Annotated in this window: 17 protein-coding genes and 1 pseudogene; 6 read left to right on the forward strand and 12 right to left on the reverse strand. The window is 67.7% G+C overall.

Going from position 1 to position 17,494, the window contains the following annotated elements:
- Window positions 1-194 precede the first annotated feature (194 nt).
- Together AVMA1855_RS18845 and AVMA1855_RS18850 are read left to right on the forward strand one after the other, a co-directional pair.
- A pseudogene (locus tag AVMA1855_RS18845) lies at window positions 195-820 on the forward strand (winged helix-turn-helix domain-containing protein).
- 3 nt (window positions 821-823) lie between these two features.
- Window positions 824-1,882 (forward strand): HAMP domain-containing sensor histidine kinase, encoded by a 1,059-nt coding sequence (locus AVMA1855_RS18850; RefSeq protein ID WP_284426855.1) that lies wholly within the window; start codon window positions 824-826, stop codon window positions 1,880-1,882.
- A 62-nt stretch (window positions 1,883-1,944) separates the two neighbouring features.
- Here AVMA1855_RS18850 and AVMA1855_RS18855 read toward each other — a convergent pair whose 3' ends face one another.
- The 10 genes from AVMA1855_RS18855 to AVMA1855_RS18900 all read right to left on the reverse strand — a co-directional run bounded on the left by AVMA1855_RS18855 (window position 1,945) and on the right by AVMA1855_RS18900 (window position 10,955).
- Window positions 1,945-2,880, reverse strand: a complete 936-nt coding sequence (locus AVMA1855_RS18855; RefSeq protein WP_284426856.1) for an SMP-30/gluconolactonase/LRE family protein — start codon at window positions 2,878-2,880, stop codon at window positions 1,945-1,947.
- A gap of 73 nt (window positions 2,881-2,953) precedes the next feature.
- Window positions 2,954-3,856: an amidohydrolase family protein gene (locus tag AVMA1855_RS18860; protein ID WP_284426857.1), complete on the reverse strand. Its 903-nt coding sequence runs from the start codon at window positions 3,854-3,856 to the stop codon at window positions 2,954-2,956.
- Between the two features lie 8 nt (window positions 3,857-3,864).
- On the reverse strand, window positions 3,865-4,824 hold the full coding sequence (locus AVMA1855_RS18865; protein ID WP_284426858.1) for a Bug family tripartite tricarboxylate transporter substrate binding protein: 960 nt from the start codon (window positions 4,822-4,824) through the stop codon (window positions 3,865-3,867).
- A 108-nt stretch (window positions 4,825-4,932) separates the two neighbouring features.
- Window positions 4,933-5,865, reverse strand: coding sequence for a Bug family tripartite tricarboxylate transporter substrate binding protein (locus AVMA1855_RS18870; protein WP_502870349.1), 933 nt, complete (start codon window positions 5,863-5,865; stop codon window positions 4,933-4,935).
- Between the two features lie 188 nt (window positions 5,866-6,053).
- Complete coding sequence (locus AVMA1855_RS18875) at window positions 6,054-6,992, reverse strand: NAD(P)-dependent oxidoreductase (protein ID WP_284426860.1); 939 nt, start codon at window positions 6,990-6,992, stop codon at window positions 6,054-6,056.
- On the reverse strand, window positions 6,989-7,675 hold the full coding sequence (locus AVMA1855_RS18880; RefSeq protein WP_284426861.1) for an RraA family protein: 687 nt from the start codon (window positions 7,673-7,675) through the stop codon (window positions 6,989-6,991). Before AVMA1855_RS18880 ends, AVMA1855_RS18875 begins: the two co-directional genes overlap by 4 nt.
- Window positions 7,676-7,736: 61 nt before the next feature.
- A complete protein-coding gene (locus tag AVMA1855_RS18885) occupies window positions 7,737-8,756 on the reverse strand; it encodes a Bug family tripartite tricarboxylate transporter substrate binding protein (RefSeq protein WP_284426862.1) in 1,020 nt (339 codons plus the stop codon).
- A gap of 19 nt (window positions 8,757-8,775) precedes the next feature.
- Complete coding sequence (locus AVMA1855_RS18890; protein WP_284426863.1) at window positions 8,776-9,684, reverse strand: amidohydrolase family protein; 909 nt, start codon at window positions 9,682-9,684, stop codon at window positions 8,776-8,778.
- A gap of 48 nt (window positions 9,685-9,732) precedes the next feature.
- Window positions 9,733-10,740: a Bug family tripartite tricarboxylate transporter substrate binding protein gene (locus AVMA1855_RS18895; RefSeq protein WP_284426864.1), complete on the reverse strand. Its 1,008-nt coding sequence runs from the start codon at window positions 10,738-10,740 to the stop codon at window positions 9,733-9,735.
- On the reverse strand, window positions 10,722-10,955 hold the full coding sequence (locus AVMA1855_RS18900; protein WP_284426865.1) for a hypothetical protein: 234 nt from the start codon (window positions 10,953-10,955) through the stop codon (window positions 10,722-10,724). The genes AVMA1855_RS18895 and AVMA1855_RS18900 overlap by 19 nt, the downstream gene beginning before the upstream one ends.
- On the opposite strand from AVMA1855_RS18900, the gene AVMA1855_RS18905 reads away from it, so the two are divergent.
- The 4 genes from AVMA1855_RS18905 (at window position 10,936) to AVMA1855_RS18920 (ending at window position 15,611) form a co-directional block, all read left to right on the forward strand.
- Entirely contained in the window at window positions 10,936-11,691 is a 756-nt protein-coding gene (locus AVMA1855_RS18905) for an IclR family transcriptional regulator (RefSeq protein WP_284426866.1), read from the forward strand. The two genes, AVMA1855_RS18900 and AVMA1855_RS18905, sit on opposite strands and share 20 nt — an antisense overlap.
- A gap of 50 nt (window positions 11,692-11,741) precedes the next feature.
- Entirely contained in the window at window positions 11,742-12,314 is a 573-nt protein-coding gene (locus AVMA1855_RS18910; RefSeq protein WP_284426867.1) for a peroxidase-related enzyme, read from the forward strand.
- Window positions 12,315-12,554: 240 nt separating this feature from the next.
- A complete protein-coding gene (locus AVMA1855_RS18915; protein WP_284426868.1) occupies window positions 12,555-14,567 on the forward strand; it encodes a multicopper oxidase family protein in 2,013 nt (670 codons plus the stop codon).
- Window positions 14,568-14,636: 69 nt separating this feature from the next.
- Window positions 14,637-15,611 (forward strand): DJ-1/PfpI family protein, encoded by a 975-nt coding sequence (locus tag AVMA1855_RS18920; protein ID WP_284426869.1) that lies wholly within the window; start codon window positions 14,637-14,639, stop codon window positions 15,609-15,611.
- A 33-nt stretch (window positions 15,612-15,644) separates the two neighbouring features.
- Here the strand turns inward: AVMA1855_RS18920 and AVMA1855_RS18925 are convergent, their stop codons facing one another.
- Both AVMA1855_RS18925 and AVMA1855_RS18930 read right to left on the reverse strand, forming a co-directional pair.
- Entirely contained in the window at window positions 15,645-16,307 is a 663-nt protein-coding gene (locus tag AVMA1855_RS18925) for a TetR/AcrR family transcriptional regulator (protein WP_284426870.1), read from the reverse strand.
- Between the two features lie 121 nt (window positions 16,308-16,428).
- Window positions 16,429-17,436, reverse strand: coding sequence for a LacI family DNA-binding transcriptional regulator (locus tag AVMA1855_RS18930; protein ID WP_284426871.1), 1,008 nt, complete (start codon window positions 17,434-17,436; stop codon window positions 16,429-16,431).
- Between the last annotated feature and the right edge of the window lie 58 nt (window positions 17,437-17,494).

Here is a 17,494-nt window from a genome sequence, read left to right on the forward strand (position 1 = left end):
GGCAAGGCCGAGTGCGAGAAGCGGGATGGAAGGCCGCCAGCCGGCGGTTTGCGAGGTATGCATGCGGTCCTGAAGGGTCAGAAAGCATGGTAGGCAGCGCGAATGTCAACCAGCGTTGACGAGCGTTAAGCTGGGTAAAGAACCGGGGTGCACTGGCGGGCGCAAGCGCCATTGGAGCGATACTGCGGCGCACGATGATCCCGGTCCTGCTCGTTGATGACGACCTCGAACTCACGGCAATGCTGTCACAGTACCTCGTCCGCGAGGGCTTCGACGTACAAGCCGTGCACGACGGCCAGGCCGGCTTGGCGGAGGCCTCTTCCGGGCGCTACGCCATAAGGTGCCGGTGCTGATGCTCACGGCGCGCGGCGACAACGTCGACCGCATCGTCGGGCTCGATATGGGTGCCGACGACTACGTTCCCAAACCATGCACCCCCGGTGAACTGGTCGCCCGCATCCGCGCCATCCTGCGGCGCACGCAGGCGCGCGATGCGGCCGCGCCCAGCACCGGCCCACGCGCCCTGGAAGCCGGCCCGCTGATGCTGTCACCGGCCAACCGGCAAGCCACGTGGCACGGCAACCCCCTGGAACTGACCGGCACGGAATTCAATTTGCTGGAGGTGCTGGCGCGCCACGCGGGTCAGTTGGTGAACAAGCAGGAGATTTCGCTGCAGGCGTTCGGCCGTCCGCTGGCGCGGTTCGACCGGCGCATCGATGTGCACATCAGCAGCATTCGCCAGAAGCTCGGCACCCGGCCTGACGGCGAATCCTGGATCCAGAGCGTGCGCGGGCTGGGCTATCAGTTACTGGAGGACTGACGGATGGCCACGCGCCGCATCGGCCGGCTGTTCTGGAAATTGCTGCTCGCACTTTGGCTGAGCATGGTGCTCTCTTTCGCGGGCACGCTGGCCTACATCACCCTCATGGGACGCCCTCCGCTGCCAGACGGGGACGGCACCTTTGGCTTTGTCCCTTTCGTGCCGTTGATCTCGGCGATGGCGGCCGTTCTCATCATCGGTCCGGCGCTGGCTTGGTACCTTTCGCGTCCGCTGCGCCACTTGCGCTGGGCTTTGCGCAGGGCGGCCGAAGGCCGGTTCGACACGCGCGTACAGCCCCTCATGGACGGGCGGCGTGACGAGATCGCCGACCTGGCGCAGGAGTTCGACAGCATGGCGTCGCAGTTGCAGCACATGAGCGAGTCGCGCCAGGTGCTGCTGCACGACATTTCCCACGAGTTGCGCTCCCCACTCTCCCGGCTGCAGGCCGCCATTGGCTTGCTGCGGCAGGACCCCTCCCAGACGGAGGCGATGGTCGAACGCATCCAGCGCGAAAGCGATCGGCTCGATGTGCTGATCGAGGAACTGCTGACGCTGCACCGCCTGGAGGCGCCGGCTGGCTTGGCGCGCGAAACCGTCGACGTGATCGAACTCCTGCACGCCATTGCCGAAGATGCCGATTTCGAGGCCCGGCCGCTGATGTCTCGCCAGGTCCACATCGATGCGCCCGGACAGTTTGTGGTGCGGGTCAATGGTGAACTGCTCTACCGCGCCTTCGAAAACGTGATTCGCAATGCGGTGAAGTACACGGCGCCCGGCACGGTGGTCGAGATTCACGCTGCGGTCAGTGCACAGAGCGGCCAACTGGTGACCACGGTTCAGGACCGGGGGCCTGGCGTGCCCGCCGCCATGCTGCGCAGGATCTTCGATCCGTTCACCCGCGTCGAAGGGGGCGAATCCGTGCGTGGCGTGGGCTTGGGCCTGGCCATCGCCCTTCGCTCCATGGAACTGCATGGCGGCCGCATTCAAGCCAGCCTGCGCGACGGGGGTGGACTGGTCATGACGCTGTGGCTACCTGCCACACCAGACCCGACCGCCGACTAAGCACCCGTGGCTGAGGTCTCGCTTAGGGCATGCAACCGGGGGGGCGTGCTCTGCCCCTTCATTCAGATGGCAGCAACGGGCCCCGCGCCGGTGTGCAGCGGCAGCCCCGATGCCTCCATTTCCGCACGCAGGATACGACCATGGGTGGAGTCGGTCACATACAGCGTGCCCAGGTCCGCACCGCCGAACGCCACGTTGGTGATGGAGCTTCCCGCCACACCGCGCAGCACCTGCACCGGCTCGGCCCGGGCATTGAGCACCCAGACCCAGCCAAGGCCGGGATTGGCCACCAGCAAACGGCCTTGCACATCCACCGCCAGTCCGTCCGGGCCGCTCGGCCCGTAGGAGGTGAAGAACTGGCTCACCTTGGCCACGCTCCCGTCGGGCAACAGCGGGACGCGCCAGACGCAATTGCCACGCGTCACGGCAAGGTAAAGCACGCGGCCATCCGGCGACAGTGCCACGCCGTTGGGGCTGGGCACATTGTTCAGCAGCAGATCGAGCTGGCCGTTCGGACGCAGGCGGTACAGGCGGCCCGACGGGTCGTGCAGGCCACTCTGGCCCTGGTCGGTGAAGTAAAGGTTGCCTTCGGCATCGAACACCAGATCGTTCACGCCCTTGAAGCGCTCGCTGTTGCGGCGCTCCAGGTAAGGCGTGACGGTACCGCTCGCCACATCCAGTCGCACCAGACCGTTCTTGTAATCGGTGATGAGCAACGTGCCGGCGTCCAGGAACTTCATGCCATTGGGCTCGCCGTCGTACTCCGCGATCAGGCTCCAGCCGCCCTGCGGGTCGATGCGGAAGATGCGCCCCCATGGAATGTCGGTCACGTACAGGTGGCCGGCGGTATCGAACACCGGGCCTTCGAGGAATGAATCGGTGATGGTGCCGCCGCGGTTGGCATCGGCCCATGCGCTGCGCGCCGGGCGTCGGAACGCATCGGGCAACGAGGTGAACGGCTCCAGTTCACGGACCTGTGGGGCCTGTAGCAAGAACATGGGATCGGCTTTCTTTGAAGAAGGACCCGTCCCGGCGAAATCCTGGGCCAGGGCGGGAAACGGAATGCGATTTTCAGACGGCTTCGAACCCGTACAGCTGCGCAGGGTTGTCCACCAGGATGCGGTCCATCGCCGCGGCCTGCGACCCTGTCCAGGCGTGCAGCAGATCCACCAGATCGGCATCGTTCACCGTGCCGGGCGGCTCGGTGGTGTGGGGCCAGTCGCTGCCCCACACCAGCCGCTCGGGCGCGGCCTGCACCAGCGCGCGGCCCAGAGGCAGCGTGTCGTCATAGGTCGGGCCTCGCGCCTTGGAACGCATGTAGGCACCGGAAAGCTTGACCCAGGTATTGCCCCCGTCGAGCAGCCGGTGCAGCACGCCGTAGGCCTGGGCGGACGGGCCTTCGGCCGGGTCGATGCGGCCCAGATGGTCGATCACCAGCGGCACGGGCAACGCCTGCAGCACCGGCCGCAGTGCGACGATCTGATCCGCATCCGCGAAGACCTGGATGTGCCAGCCACCACAGTGCGGATGGCGCGCGACCCGGCTCGCCAGCGTGGTGAGCATCTCGGGCGTGGTCGCACCCCAGGACTGCGGCGATACGAAGTTCACCCGCAGGCCGCGCACGCGGCGCGCGGCCAGGTGTCCCAGTTCGGCATCGCTCACGCCCGCGCCCACCACCGCCACGCCCCGCGCGGTGTCGCCGAGCTGCTCCAGGGCATCCAGCGTGCAGGCGTTGTCCGTGCCATAGGTGGAAGGCGTCACCACCACCGAACGCGCCGTGCCCAGGCGCCGCTGCAGCCGCCGGTAGGCCGCCACCGGCGCATCGGGCGGCAAGCGCTTCCAGTGCACCGACGGTGCAAAGCGCGGATCGAAAATGTGCATGTGGCTGTCGCATGCCATCGCAGGCAGCAAGCGCGACGGGCGGCTCACCCCCGCGGAATGCGGCACTGGTGCGGGAATCGCAGGCAGGTGCATGGTGCCCGTCAGTCCAGTTTGATGTCGCCCTTACGCACCACCTCGCCCCACTTGGCGTCTTCCTTCTTGAGGAAGGTGACGAACTCCGCGGGCGTGGAACCGATCGCCTGGGCGCCCAGATCCGCGAGGCGCTGCTTCACCTCGTCTTCCTTCAGCACCTCGACCAGTGCCTGCTGCAGCTTGGCGGCCACCGGCTCCGGTGTGCCCGCGGGCAGGAACACGCCGTTCCATTCATAGGCCTCATAGCCGGGAATGACGGTCTCGGCCACCGTGGGCACATCGGGCAGGCGCTTGGACCGCTCGGGGGCCGATACCGCCAGTGCACGCAGTTTGCCACCCGACACCAGCGGGTACGAGGCCGCGATGGTGCCGAACATGAAGTCCACCTGCCCGCCCATCACATCAGCGATGGCGGGACCACCACTCTTGTAGGGCACATGCACCATGTCCAGTTGCAGCTTCTGGCGGAACAGCTCCGCCGCCAGCCGCTGCACGGTGCCGCTGCCGCCCGACGCGAAGTTCAGCTTGCCAGGCTCGGCTTTCGCCTTGGCGATCAGGTCGTTCACGTTTTTGAAGGGCGAGTCGGCCTTCACGATCAGCGCGTTCGGAGCCAGCAGCACCAGGGACAGCGGCTGCAACGCCGTGCTGGCATAAGGCATTTTGGGAAACAGGTGCGGATTGATGGAATACGGCGTAGCGTCGTACAGCATGGTGTAGCCGTCGGCAGTGGCCTTGGCCACATAGCTCGCGCCGATCGTGCCGCTGGCGCCGGCCTTGTTGTCCACGATCACGCTGGCACCCAACCGGGCGCCCATGCGCGTGGCCAGCACACGGGCCACGGCATCGGCAGCACCACCCGGGGCGTAGGGCACGACGATCGTGATCGGGCGGTCCGGGAAAGCGGCCTGTGCCACGGTGGCGGCAAAGGCGCAGGCGGCGATCAGGGGGGAGATGACAAAAGCACGCATGAGGTCTCCTGGTTCGAATGGCAAAGCGACAGAGAAAAAGAAACCGCAACCCGCCGCGAGCCCCGCGGCCCGGGCCCAGGACAGTTGCGTTGGAAGGCACGCCGGTGGTCAGTCGGCCTTGAGATTCAGGTCGAGGGCAATCTGCGTATAGGTGGCCACTTCACGCCCGACCCGCGCCACGAAGGCAGCGCCACAGGTGGACTCGGCGTCCAATCCCAGGCCACGCAGTTTTTCGGCAGCGACCTCGCTCTTGGCGAAGTCAGCGGCCACGCGTTCCAGCGCCTGCGCGACCGGCTCGGGGATGCCGGCGGGCGCCAGCACGCCGTACCACGCGTCGGCCGAGTAGTTGCCGCCCCCCGATTCCGCGAAGGTGGCGATGTCGGGCAGCAGGCCGGAACGCTGTGGCGATGCCACCGCCAGCGCCGTCAGCTTGCCGCTGCGGATCTGCGGCAGGACCGAGCCCAGCGTGGCGAAGGAGCTGTCGAGCTGGCCGCCCATCAGGTCCGTCACCACCGGTGCGGCGCCTTTGTAAGGCACATGGTTGAGCTGCAGGCCATTGGCGCGGGCGAACATCTCGGTCGCGAAGTGGCCCGAGCTGCCGATGCCAGCCGTTCCGGCAGTGATGCGGCCGGGCTCCTTGCGGGCCTTGGCCATGTAATCGGCCAGCGACTTCATCGGCAGGCCCGGCCCGACCACCAGCACCGTCGGGCTGGTCGCCACCGTGCACAGCGGACGGAAGGAGCGCACCGCATCGAACTTCACCCGGTTGCTGTACAGCCCGGGAATCATTGTGTGGTTGGTCGCACCGAACAGCAGCGTGTAGCCATCGGCCGGCGCGCTGGCCACCGCCTGTGCAGCCAGGATGGTGTTGGCACCCGGCTTGTTGTCGATGATGAATGGCTGGCCCAGCGCGCGGCTGGCGTGGTCAGCAAACGCCCTGGCCACCACGTCGGTGGGGCCGCCTGCCGCAAATCCCACCACCAGCTTCACGGGCTTGGAAGGATAGCCACCGGCCTGCGCGAAACAGGTGGCGGACACCATGCACAGCGCAACCGCCAGCGCCTTGCGCACCGGCGCTGCCAGCCTTCTGGTTTCAAAACTCTCGCTCATTGAATGTCTCCTGTCAGGGGCCGCACTGGCGGCGGCTTCTTGTTCTGGCGCAACCGGCTCTCACACCGGTCGGGGCCAAGCGGACACGCAACGCTGGCGTGCCCGGCCTTGGGTCTTGGTTACGAAGCCGCGGCAACCGCAGCCGGGGCGCGGGCCAACACCTCCAGCAGGTTCTTGGCAGCCCCCACGCCCATGTTCACGTAGGCATCGCCCGTCACGCCGCCGATGTGCGGGCTCAGGATGAAGCGTGGCTCGCCCTGGAACGGGTGGTTGGCCACCATCGGCTCCACGGAGAAGCTGTCCAGGCCCGCTGCCATCACCTGCCCCGATCGCACGGCAGCCAGCAGGGCGGCTTCGTCGATGAGTCCGCCACGCGCGGTGTTCACCACGATCACGCCGCGCTTGCATCGTGCCAGCGTGGCCGCATTCAGCATGCCCCGGTTCTCGTCGGTCAGCGGGCAGTGCAGTGAAATCGCGTCGGACTCGCGCCAGATCGTCTCCAGGTCCACGCTCTGCACACAGGCCGGCAGGTCCTTGGCGAAGGGATCGAAGCCGATCACGCGCATGCCCAGCGCATCGGCCATCCTGGCGAAGCGCAGGCCAATGGCGCCCAGGCCCACGAGGCCCACCGTGCGCCCACCCAGCTCCAGGCTCTTGTGCGTGGCCTTGTCCCAGTGGCCGGCGTGCATGCGGGCATCAAGTTGCACCACCGACTTGGCACAGGCCAGCAACAGGGCCAGCGCCTGCTCGGCCACCGCCGCGGCGTTGGCACCCGCAGCGGCCACGACCTCTACGCCACGGGCCTTGGCGGCCACCTTGTCGATGGTGTCGGTGCCGCTGCCGTGCTTGGAGATCACCTTGAGCGATGGCGCCGCATCCATCACGGCGGCGCCCACCTTGCCGTAGCGCACGATGATGGCCACCGGGTCATGCTGCTGGCACAACGCCACCAGGTCGTCTTCGGTGGGTGTCTTGCCGGCATAGACGATCTCGAAATCCTGAAGCAGATCGAGTGCCTGCTGCGCCAGGTCGGCGCCGGTCACGAGGATGGCGCTCACAGCGATTCCCCTTCCTTCAGCACGCCGGCGGCGCGCAGCGCAGCGGGCAGCCATTTGGAGGCCGTATCGCCACGGGCGATCGCCTCGATGCGCGCGGCCTCATCGGCCACCTTCTTGTCGGCCAGCACCATCATGGCGGGCGCCTTGGCACGCTCGATGACCACCACGCCATCGGCATCGCCCACCACCAGGTCGCCCGGGTTCACCACTGCGCCGCCGGCCGAGATGGGATGGTTGATGCGGCCCGGCACGTACTTGGTGGGACCGGCCGGATTGAAGCCGGCGCTGAACACCGGGAAACCGAGTTCCAGCAGTTCCAGCTTGTCGCGGATCGCACCGTCCACGATCACGCCGGCCAGGCCGATCTTCTTGCAGGCGCTGAGCATCAGCGTGCCCATGAGCGCGGCGGTCTGGTCGCCTTTGCCGTCGATGACCAGTACGTCGCCCGGCTTCGCCAGCGCGATGGCTGCGTGGATCATGAGGTTGTCGCCCGGGCGGACTTCGACCGTGAAGGCCGGGCCGGCCACCTTCATGTCCTGGTGGACGGGCGCCACGCGGGCATGCAGGGTGCCGCGGCGTCCGGCCACATCGGCCAGGATGGCGGCCTGGAAGGTCGCGGCCTTGGCGACGACCTCGGCGCTGACGCGCTCGATGTCACGGATGACTTCTGGGAGTTGGCTCATGGTGGTTCCAGTGAGTTGGGAAAAAAAGAAAAACGGAAGAAAACGTTGGCCTGCAGCGAGCTCACTCGGCCTTGATGTTTCCGTCCTGGATGACCTTGGCCCACTTGGCGGAGTCGGCCTTCTGCAGGTCGCCCAGCTGCCGGGGCGTGCCGCCGACCAACGTCACGCCCAGCTTGTCGGCCAGCGCGGCCACGCCCGGGTCCTTCAGCGCCTTGCTGAGCTCCTGGTTCAGGCGCTGCACGATGGCGGAAGGCGTCATGGCCGGTGCGAAGACGGCCTGCCACTGCTCCACGACGAAGTCCTTCATGCCGACCTCGCCCATGGTGGGCACGGTCGGCAGGGACTTCAGGCGCTGCGCCGACGTGACGGCCAGCGCACGCAGCTTGCCCGCCTGCACGTGCGGCAATGCAGCGGCGGCAGGCGCGAACATGAATTGCACCTGTTCGGCCAGCGTGTCCTGCAGCGCCGGGGTGTCGCCCTTGTACGGCACGTGGATGAAGCGCACGCCCGTCTGCTGCTGCAGCAACTCCCCCTGCATCTGCAGGATGGTGCCGTTGCCGCCGGAGGCGAAGGCGAGCTTGCCCGGCTGCGCCTTGGCCGCAGCCACCAGATCGGCCAGGGTCTTGAACGGCTGGTTGGCGCCGACCACGAGGATGTGCGGAATGGTGCCGATGGTGATCACGGGTTCGAAACCGGCGATCGGGTCATAGGGCAGTCTCCCCATGAGGTGCGGCGCAATGGCCTGGGGACCGATGGAAGTGCCCAGCAGGGTGTAGCCATCCGGCGGCGCCTTGGCGACGAACGCCGCGCCGATGGTGCCCGTGGCACCGGCCTTGTTGTCCACGATCACGTTCGTGCCCAGTGCCGCGCCGACGCGCTGCGCCACGTTGCGGCCGAGCAGATCGGTGCTGCCGCCCGGCGGGTACGGAACCACCCAGGTGATGATCTTGCCGGCGGGCCAGTCGCCCTGGGCCAGCGCGGGGCGGGTGAGCAACGGGCCGAGCAGCGCGGCGCCTGCAGCGGCCAGCAGGCTGCGGCGTGCGAGGCGGGTCTTCGGAGAGGAAGGGATCGAGGTGGCCATGTGCTTGTCTCTTGTTTGGTCAGGCAAAGGAGGAAGGCGGCGTGAAGCCGTACAGCGCGGCGGGGTTGTCCACCAGCACGCGATGCAGGGTGGCCGCATCGCCGCTCTGGCCGGCCCAGTCGACGAGCCGATCCACCTGTCGCGCGTCGTCCGGCATGGGGTGCGCACCGGACGATGCGGTGGCGTGGGGCCAATCGCTGCCCCAGACCACGCGCTCGGGCGCGCAGCGCAGGTAACTCGCGGCCAGCGCATCGAGGGCGGGGTCTTCGGTCGATTGGCGTTCGCTCACGATGTAGCCGCCGGACAGCTTGATCCACGCCTGTCCGCGCTGCAGCAGGTCCTGCAGCAGCGCGTGTGCGGGGTGTTGCCCGGCCTGCGCCGGCGAAATGCGGCCGAAGTGGTCGCAGACCAATGGAACGGGCAGCCGGCGCAGCACCTCGCCCTGCGCCGCCAGCAGATCCGGGGCCATCAGCAATTGCAGGTGCCAGCCCAGCGGCGCGATGCGGCAGGCCAGCGGCGTCAGCGATTGCACGGTGCCAGACACGCCGAGCGACAGGTTCAGGCGTGCGCCGCGCACGCCGGCGTCATGCAGGCGCTGCAGTTGGGCGTCGCTCTCGCCGCCGTCGATCACCGCCACGCCACGCGCCTGCGGGCCCAGCGCCGCCAGGCCTTCGAGCATGCAGCGGTTGTCGGTGCCATAGGTCGAGGGCGTGACCAGCACGGTGCGCGCGGTGCCGATGCGATGCTGGAGCGCGCGGTAGTCCTGCGCCGAGGCGTCCGGCGGCAGCAGCCTGGCGCCCGGTGCCGCGGGAAAGCGGCCGTCATAGACATGCACGTGGCAGTCGCAGGCGTCTTTCGGCAGCACCGTGCGCGGCGCGGCGCTACCGGCCGAGAAACGCACAGGCGTGGCAAAGCTTTCGCGGTGCATGGCGAGGGCTCGATGGGCGTGGGAGACGGGGCTTTGCAGGGCGCCGCGTCAATCCAGGCTGGCGCCCGAATCCTTGACGATCTTGGCCCAGCGGGGCACTTCGGACTTCAGCAGAGCGCCGAACTTTTCGGGGGTGCCGCCCAGCACGTCACCGCCTTCGGAGCGGAGCTTTTCCGCCACGTCGGGCTGCGCCAGCGCCTGGTTGATGGCCTTGTTCAACTGCTGCACGATGGGGGCGGGCGTGCCGGCCGGGGCCAGCACGCCATACCAGGAAGCGGCCTCGAAATCCTTGTAGCCCGACTCGGCCAGCGTGGGCGTCTGCGGCAACTGGTCGGATCGCTTGAGCGAAGTGATCACCACCGCACGCAGCTTGGCATTGCGCACCTGCCCCAGCAGAGTGGGCACGGCCGACATGTACAAGTCGATCTGCCCGCCCACCAGGTCGGTCATGGCCTGGGCCGCGCCCTTGTAGGGCACATGGCGCAACTTGATGCCGGCGGCGTTCTCTGCCAGTTCACCGGCCAGATGGGCGACAGTGCCGTTGCCGGAGTAACCCAACGTGATGCCGTCCGGCTTGGCCTTGGCGGCGGCGACCACATCGGCGAACGTCTTGTAAGGCGAGTTGGCGGGCGCGGCCATCACGATGGGGGCCGACGACACCAGCGCCACCGGGACCAGATCCTTCAAGGGGTCGTAGGGCAGCTTGGCATACAGCGAGGGGTTGATGGCCAGGTTGCTGGTCTGCCCCATCACCAGCGTGTAGCCATCGGGCGCCGACTTGGCCACTGCATCAACACCCAGGTTGCCGCCCGCCCCAGGGCGGTTGTCCACCACCACATTCCACTTGTGCTGCTCGGTCAGCTTCTGCGCCACGGTGCGCGCGATCATGTCGGTGCCGCCGCCGGGCGGGAACGGCACGATCAGGCGGATCGGCTTGTTCGGGTAGCCGGACTGCGCTTGCGCAGTGCCGGCGGAAAAGGCCACTGCCGCGATGCCCAGCAGGGCGATGGACAAAGGTGCGCCCAGGGCGCGCCGGGTCAGCGAGAAAGTTGGCATGGTTTGTCTCCGTTGTGATGGACCTGTCGCGCCTTGTTCTCAGGCGTTGCCAAGACTTTACGAAAACGTTTCAACCCATACAATACAGTTTCATACAGCGAAACATATTGCACCATGAGCAACGCAACAAGCGGCAGGCCAAAGGCCTCCTCCGCAGCGCCGCAGGGGCCTGGCGAGGCCGCATCCGCCGCCCCGATGTCCTCCTCTTCGGCCATGGCGAAAGAAACCGGCGGGGTCATCGCCGTGACGCGCGCCCTCCAGTTGCTGGAGGCGTTCTCCCTGGGCGAATCGCATCTGCCGCTCGCAGAGCTGAGCCGCCGCTGCGGGTTGCACAAGACCACCGTGCTGCGCCTGGCGCGCACGCTGGCGCAGTCCGGCTTCATGGTGCAGCGCGAGGACGGCGACTGGCGCCTCGGGCCGGCGGCGGGCTGGCTAGGGGCGCGCTACCAGGCGGGGTTCGACGTGCAGAACGTGCTGGAGCCTGCCTTGCGCGAGCTCACCCAGGCCACGGGCGAAAGCGCCGCGTTCTACGTGCGTGAAGGCAACGTGCGCACCTGCCTCGTGCGGGTGGAGGGTCCGCAGGCGCTGCGCCACCATGCCCGCATGGGTGAAGGCCTGCCGCTCGACAAGGGCTCGCCGGGCCGCGTGATCCTGGCGTTCTCGGGCGAGCCCGGCGCGGACTACGAAGACATCCGCCAGCGTGGCTACCACTGGTCCATCGGTGAGCGGGAGCACGGCGTGGCCACCGTCTCTGCGCCCGTGTTCGGCATGCATTGGCGGCTGATGGGCTCGGTGTGCATCTCGGGGCCGGAATCACGCCTGCCCGAAGCCCGTCTGCAGGCGCTGGCCAAGACGGTCACCGCAGCGGCCACACGGCTGTACTATGCGCTGGCGGGCAGTTCCGCGCCCCCCTCCTCCACCGGGATGCGCGCGACCCAGTGGCATCCGTGATAAGTTGCAGGCGACCATTCGCGCCAGCCACAACACAACGGAGACAACCCTTGAGCCGCTACCCCTTCCCCGACCTCGCTGCCCTGCCCGACGACATCCGCGCCCGCATTCTCGAAGTGCAGGAAAAGGCCGGCTTCGTGCCGAACGTGTTCCTGGCATTTGCTCGGCGACCCGCCGAATGGCGTGCGTTTTTCGCCTACCACGACGCCTTGATGCTCAAGGAGGAAGGCAGCCTGACCAAGGGCGAACGCGAGATGATCGTCACCACGACCAGCGCCGCCAACCAGTGCCTTTACTGCGTGGTCGCGCACGGTGCCCTCCTGCGCATCTACGAAAAGAAGCCGCTGGTGGCCGATCAGGTGGCGGTCAATTACCGCAAGGCCGACATCAGCCCGCGCCAGCGGGCCATGCTCGACTTCGCGATGAAAGTGTGCAGCCAGTCGCATGCCATCGAGGAAGCGGATTTTCCCGCGCTGCACGCCCACGGCTTCGATGACGAGGACATCTGGGACATCGCCGCCATCACGGCATTCTTCGGCCTGTCGAACCGCATGGCCAGCTTCGCGGGCATGCAGCCCAATCCCGAGTTCTATCTGATGGGCCGCGTGCCGCGCCAAAAATAGCGCCCTCGAAATGCGTTGACCCGCCCCAGGCGCCTCCGCCATACTGGGACAAAGCAATCACACGGCAAGAGCTGCAGCCAGCAGCCGCCTCGGCTTTGCAATACCCGCAAGAGGGGGAGGAAAACCATGGAACTCGCGTCTCGGAATGCGTGCGCGTCTGCGTCTGCAACCGCCTTTGCCGTTGCGTTGGCATGCACCGCCGCACTGCCCGCACAGGCCCAGTCAGACACCCCACGGCAGGTGTCCAACCCACCCCTGCTGGAGTTGCAGCGCAAGGCGCCTCGCAGGCTCCAGCTGGCAGCGGGCCCGGCCACGCGCGCCGTGTCCCACGAAGCCTCGCTGGACCTGAACGTCGTCTACACCGACGGCAAGCTCTGGAACCCGGCCGAGCAGCGCTTCGACAAGGTGCGCCTGCGCAGCTACCAGGGCACCCGCGTCGACCCCAAGGCGCCTTTCGTCTCGCCCATGCTGGAGATCCGCCCCGGCGACACCATCCGCATCCGCCTGAACAACCAGTTGCCGCCCGACCCGAGCTGTACCACGTTCACCGGCGGGGTCAATACGCCGCACTGCTTCAACGGCACCAACCTGCACACCCACGGCCTGTGGGTGAACCCGGCAGGCAATGGCGACAACGTGCTGATCTCCATCAACCCAACGGTGAGCTTCGAGTACGAATACAACATTCCCTCGGACCATCCCGCCGGCACCTTCTGGTACCACACGCACCGCCATGGCTCCACCGCGCTGCAGGTAGCCAGCGGTATGGCGGGCGCACTCATCATCCGCGGCGACCGGCCGCCGACCCCCACGCAGACGGGCGATGTGGACACCCTTCTGCGGCCCACTGCCCGCCAATCGTTCAAGGAACGGGTGCTGGTGCTGCAGCAGATCCAGTACGCCTGCCGCGACAAGAACAACCGCATCCAGTTCAACCCGGACGGAACCTACCGCTGCAACGAAGGCGACGTCGGTGGCATCGAGCACTACAAGGCCGTGGACAAGGAGGACAAGGACCAGTTCGGCCCCGGGTCCTGGCCAGCCTCCGGGCGCTACACCAGCATCAACGGCGAGGTGCTGCCCACCTTCGAGGGCGCGAAGGCCGGGCAGATCGAACGCTGGCGCACCATCCATGGCGGCGTGCGCGACACCATCAACCTGGAGTTCCGCAAGCTGCGGCCGGGCGCACGCAGCGCACAGGCGCTGCGCGCCAGCGAGCACGATGCCTACATCGAACAAAATTGCACGGGCGCCCCGCTGCCCCAGCACCTGATCGCAGCCGACGGACTGACCACCGCTGCGGCGATCCCCAGCACGCAGACGGTGTACCAGCCGGCTTACCGCTGGGACACCTTGATGGTGTTTCCCGAGGCGGGCGACTACTGCGTGATCGACGCCGCCTCGCCCGCTTCGGCCAGCGTGAACCAGGCGCCCCCGTCGCGCCAGTTGCTGGGCACCGTGAGCAAGGTCGCCCCTGGCAATCCCGTTCCTCAGAACATTTCGGCGTACCTCGCAGCGGAACTCGCCGCCGCTGCCGCCATCAACCTGCCCTCGGACGTGCGGGCCCAGGTCAGCGCTGAATTGAAGGATGGACTGAAGCTCACCAGCTTCGTGCCCCACCCCACCGTGCAGGACAGCGAAGTCACGGGCACGCAGACCCTCGCATTCAACATCGACCTGAACGCCCAGCCGATCCAGTTCCAGGTGAACGGCAAGCCCTTCGATCCGAACCGCGTCGACCGCGTGCTGACCTTGGGCGGGGTGGATGAATGGACGCTGCAATCGGACTTCGTGAGCCACCCGTTCCACATCCATGTGAACCCGTTCCAGATCGTCAAGATCCTCGACCCGGACGGCAAGGACGTGTCCGGACCGGACGGCGACGACAAGGCGGACGGCACCGTCGACCCGCAATACCGCGCGCTCAAGGGCGTGTGGAAAGACACGCTCTGGGTGAAGAACATCGCAACCAAGGAAAAGCCCAACGGCAAGTACACGCTGATCGTGCGAACGCGCTACCAGCGCTACATCGGGGACTACGTGCTGCACTGCCACATCCTGGACCACGAAGACCAGGGAATGATGCAGATCCGTGCGGGTGGCCTTGCCGGACGGCGCTGGCGGGGCCAGCAAGGGCCACCACTGACCTCAAGGCCCGACGCCCCCGACACTGGAGAACCTCCACATGATCAGCAAGAGAAACGCACTGAAAACCGCGGTCGCCGCCGGCCATCACCACGTTCTCGGGCCTGATGCCCCGAGAGACCTGATCTTCAGGATGCACCGGCAACCTCGGCCGCATCTGCCCGTCCGGGAACGCGCGTGGCCGACGGGAGATCACCGCGCTTCGCGGTGTACCCGCTGCGCGCCTTCACCGCGGCGCAGCCACAGCGCAGCCAGCGGTTTCTCGTCTCCCTGGCAGGTGATGCCCCCCTGCCCCCGGCGGGGCAGCCGGTCTGCCTGCTGATCGGTTTTCCCATCGACGGCAGCCCCCACGAGGGCGGGCGAGCCGACCTTGCCATTGAACGCTTTCCCACCATGCCTGCAGCATCCCATTCCACACCTGCCACGGCCTTTCCACGCACCCAACGCATCGGGATTCTGGTGTTTCCCCAGTTCGAGCCGCTCGACGTGTGGGGCTTCATCGAGGCGTTTTCCATCGCACGCTTCATCGGTACCTCCTATGCCGATGCGCCGGCCCTGCCGTTCGAGATCGTGCTGATCTCCAACGAGTGCAGGCCGGCCGCGAACGGTGCCAGCCCCACGCCGGTTCCCGCGCCGGTGGCCAGCTTCAACGGCCCCCGCGTGGCGCCGGATCTGTTCCGCGACGAGGCGCTGGAGCAGCCGCTGGACCTGCTCATGATCCCCGGCGGACAAGGGGTCGGCACCTTGCTGATGGACCCGGACACCGCAACCGTTCAGGCCTTGCTGCAATGGGTGCAGGCCATGGACCAGCACGTGGCCGTGGTCACTTCGGTCTGCACCGGCGCGGCCATCCTGGCGCGATCCGGCCTGCTGGATGGGCGGCCGGCTGCCACCAACCACCAGGCCTTCGGCTGGGTGGCGGGCTTCGGTCCCGCGGTGCTGTGGGACAACGTTTCGCGCTGGGTGGATGCGGGCAAGTACGTGACCTCGGCGGGCGTGTCCGCAGGGACCGACATGGCATGGCACCTGGTCGCTCGCCTGGCCGGCCGTGCCGTGGCCGAAACGGCCGCCCTCGCCGCCGAGTACGACTGGCACCGCGATCCGGCGCAACCCATTTTCTACCCCCAGCAGGCTGCGGTGCCCTCTTCCTGAGTCCTCTGCCGACGGCAGCAAAAGGGGGTGGCGCTAATCCCCCGCGTCGGCGCGCAACATGCCCCACAGCATGCGCACCAGTTCGTCCTCGAACGCGGGCTGGCCCAGCAGGGGCGAGTCCTCCAGCGCGGCGCTGCGGATGGCGCCCATGATGGCGCGCGTGGCAACGAACATCATGGCCGGCGTGGGAGCGCGCACCGAGGTATCGCCCACCTCGATCAGGCGGGCCAGCGCCAGGGCATTGCGCTCCGCCCCTTCGCGCAGCGCGGCCGTCACGCGGTCGTGGTGGTCGATGCGCCAGCCCAGCCGCACCATGCCGCGCCGAACCCGCGAATGGCCGCCGGTGCCGAAGGCCGCGACCAACAGCCGAACCACGTCGCGCAGCACGGCCCGCACCTCACGCCGCTGGGCCACGGCCTCGTCCAACAGCTCGCGCAATTGCTGCTGCACGCGGTTGCGCTCGCGCTCCACCATGGCCAGCACGATGGCCTCCTTCGAGGGGAAATACTGGTAGAGCGTGCCGATGGAAAAGCCCGCCACCTGCGCGACCTTGTTGGTGGTGATGCCCTCCTCGCCTTCCTTTTCCACGATCTGGGCGGTGGCGCCGAAGATGGCCTCGATGGTCTGGCGCGCCCGCGCCTGCGTGGGCTGGCGGCGCATGCCGGAGGAACTGTCGGGGGATGGAGATTTCTTCAAGGGCGGCTTTCGAGCGATGGACGCGGGTACGGCAGGGCCACGCCCCGGAAACTGAATGGTGCTCAGAAACAGTGGCGGCGGCAAGGGTGCGAGCGTCACCTGGCCCCAACCATCCGCCCCTTCAGCCGGCGGGTGCCGTCGATTGCCGCTCGATCAGGCGAAAGCCCAGATCGAAGATGGTTTGCGGGCCCGCGTTCCCCCGGCAGCGGTCGATGACCAGTTGCGCCGCCAGCCGACCGATCTCCGGGCCATCGACATGCACGGTGGTGATCGAAGGCAGCATGTGCTCGCTGAAATCGGCATTGCCGAAGCCGCAGATGGCGAGGTCCTGGGGCACCCGCAGGCCGCGGGCCGCGGCCTCGACGAGCACGCCGTGCGCCAGCGTGTCCGAACTGCACGACACGGCCTGCAGCCGCGGCTCTTGCTCCAGCAGCTCCGCCAGGGCCCTTCGCCCCAGCGCCAGGCTGCTGGGTGCGGGCACCGTGGCGGTCGGCACGTCCCGCCCCAGGGTGGCGACGAAACCTTCGCGGCGCAGCATGGCACGGTGGTCGCCGCCCGTGGCAATTCCCACGCGCTGCCAGCCCCGGGACAGAAAGAACCCCGCCACCGCGCTGCCCACTTTCAGGTGCGAAAAGCCCACCACCATGTCCACGGGGCGGTCGCTCAGGTCCCAGGTTTCCACCACGGGAATGCCGGATCGGCGCAGCCGATCTCGCGCGCGCTGCGATTGCACCAGCCCGGTCATCACCAGCCCGTCGGGCTGGCGGCCGATCATGGTGTTCAGCACGACCTCTTCGCGCTCGGCGTCGTAGGCGGTCTGACCCAGGATGAGCTGGTACCCCTCGGCAGCCAGCGTGGTCGTCAGGCTTTGCACGGTGGGCAGGAACTGCGACACCGACAGCGCCGGAACCACGGCCGCCACCATCAGGCTGCGGCGAGACTTGAGCCCACCCGCCAGCAGGTTGGGGATGTAGCCCGTCGCCTCGACGGCCTGCTGCACCCGGGCCTTTGTCTTCTCGGACACCACTCCCGGATTGCTCAGCGCACGCGAGGCGGTGATCAACGACACGCCAGCGGCCTTGGCCACGTCGTGAAGCGTGGCCGCCTTGAAGTTGGAGGGGGCGTTCATGGGTTTCGGAGCACACCGGTCGGGCGAAAGACGAGGACCATACCGCATTCCACGCCAC

It is taken from the genome of Acidovorax sp. SUPP1855 (genome assembly GCF_030158955.1).
Classification (GTDB): Bacteria; Pseudomonadota; Gammaproteobacteria; order Burkholderiales; family Burkholderiaceae_C; genus Paracidovorax.

What these genes read in the sequence shown, in the direction of transcription:
- AVMA1855_RS18855 (WP_284426856.1), bottom strand. Translation starts at nt 2,880, where the DNA reads ATGTTCTTGCTACAGGCCCCACAGGTCCGTGAACTGGAGCCGTTCACC.
- AVMA1855_RS18880 (WP_284426861.1), bottom strand. Translation starts at nt 7,675, where the DNA reads ATGAGCCAACTCCCAGAAGTCATCCGTGACATCGAGCGCGTCAGCGCC.
- AVMA1855_RS18865 (WP_284426858.1), bottom strand. Translation starts at nt 4,824, where the DNA reads ATGCGTGCTTTTGTCATCTCCCCCCTGATCGCCGCCTGCGCCTTTGCC.
- AVMA1855_RS18860 (WP_284426857.1), bottom strand. Translation starts at nt 3,856, where the DNA reads ATGCACCTGCCTGCGATTCCCGCACCAGTGCCGCATTCCGCGGGGGTG.
- AVMA1855_RS18890 (WP_284426863.1), bottom strand. Translation starts at nt 9,684, where the DNA reads ATGCACCGCGAAAGCTTTGCCACGCCTGTGCGTTTCTCGGCCGGTAGC.
- AVMA1855_RS18850 (WP_284426855.1), top strand. Translation starts at nt 824, where the DNA reads ATGGCCACGCGCCGCATCGGCCGGCTGTTCTGGAAATTGCTGCTCGCA.
- AVMA1855_RS18885 (WP_284426862.1), bottom strand. Translation starts at nt 8,756, where the DNA reads ATGGCCACCTCGATCCCTTCCTCTCCGAAGACCCGCCTCGCACGCCGC.
- AVMA1855_RS18930 (WP_284426871.1), bottom strand. Translation starts at nt 17,436, where the DNA reads ATGAACGCCCCCTCCAACTTCAAGGCGGCCACGCTTCACGACGTGGCC.
- AVMA1855_RS18895 (WP_284426864.1), bottom strand. Translation starts at nt 10,740, where the DNA reads ATGCCAACTTTCTCGCTGACCCGGCGCGCCCTGGGCGCACCTTTGTCC.
- AVMA1855_RS18905 (WP_284426866.1), top strand. Translation starts at nt 10,936, where the DNA reads ATGTCCTCCTCTTCGGCCATGGCGAAAGAAACCGGCGGGGTCATCGCC.
- AVMA1855_RS18900 (WP_284426865.1), bottom strand. Translation starts at nt 10,955, where the DNA reads ATGGCCGAAGAGGAGGACATCGGGGCGGCGGATGCGGCCTCGCCAGGC.
- AVMA1855_RS18870 (WP_502870349.1), bottom strand. Translation starts at nt 5,865, where the DNA reads ATGGTGTCCGCCACCTGTTTCGCGCAGGCCGGTGGCTATCCTTCCAAG.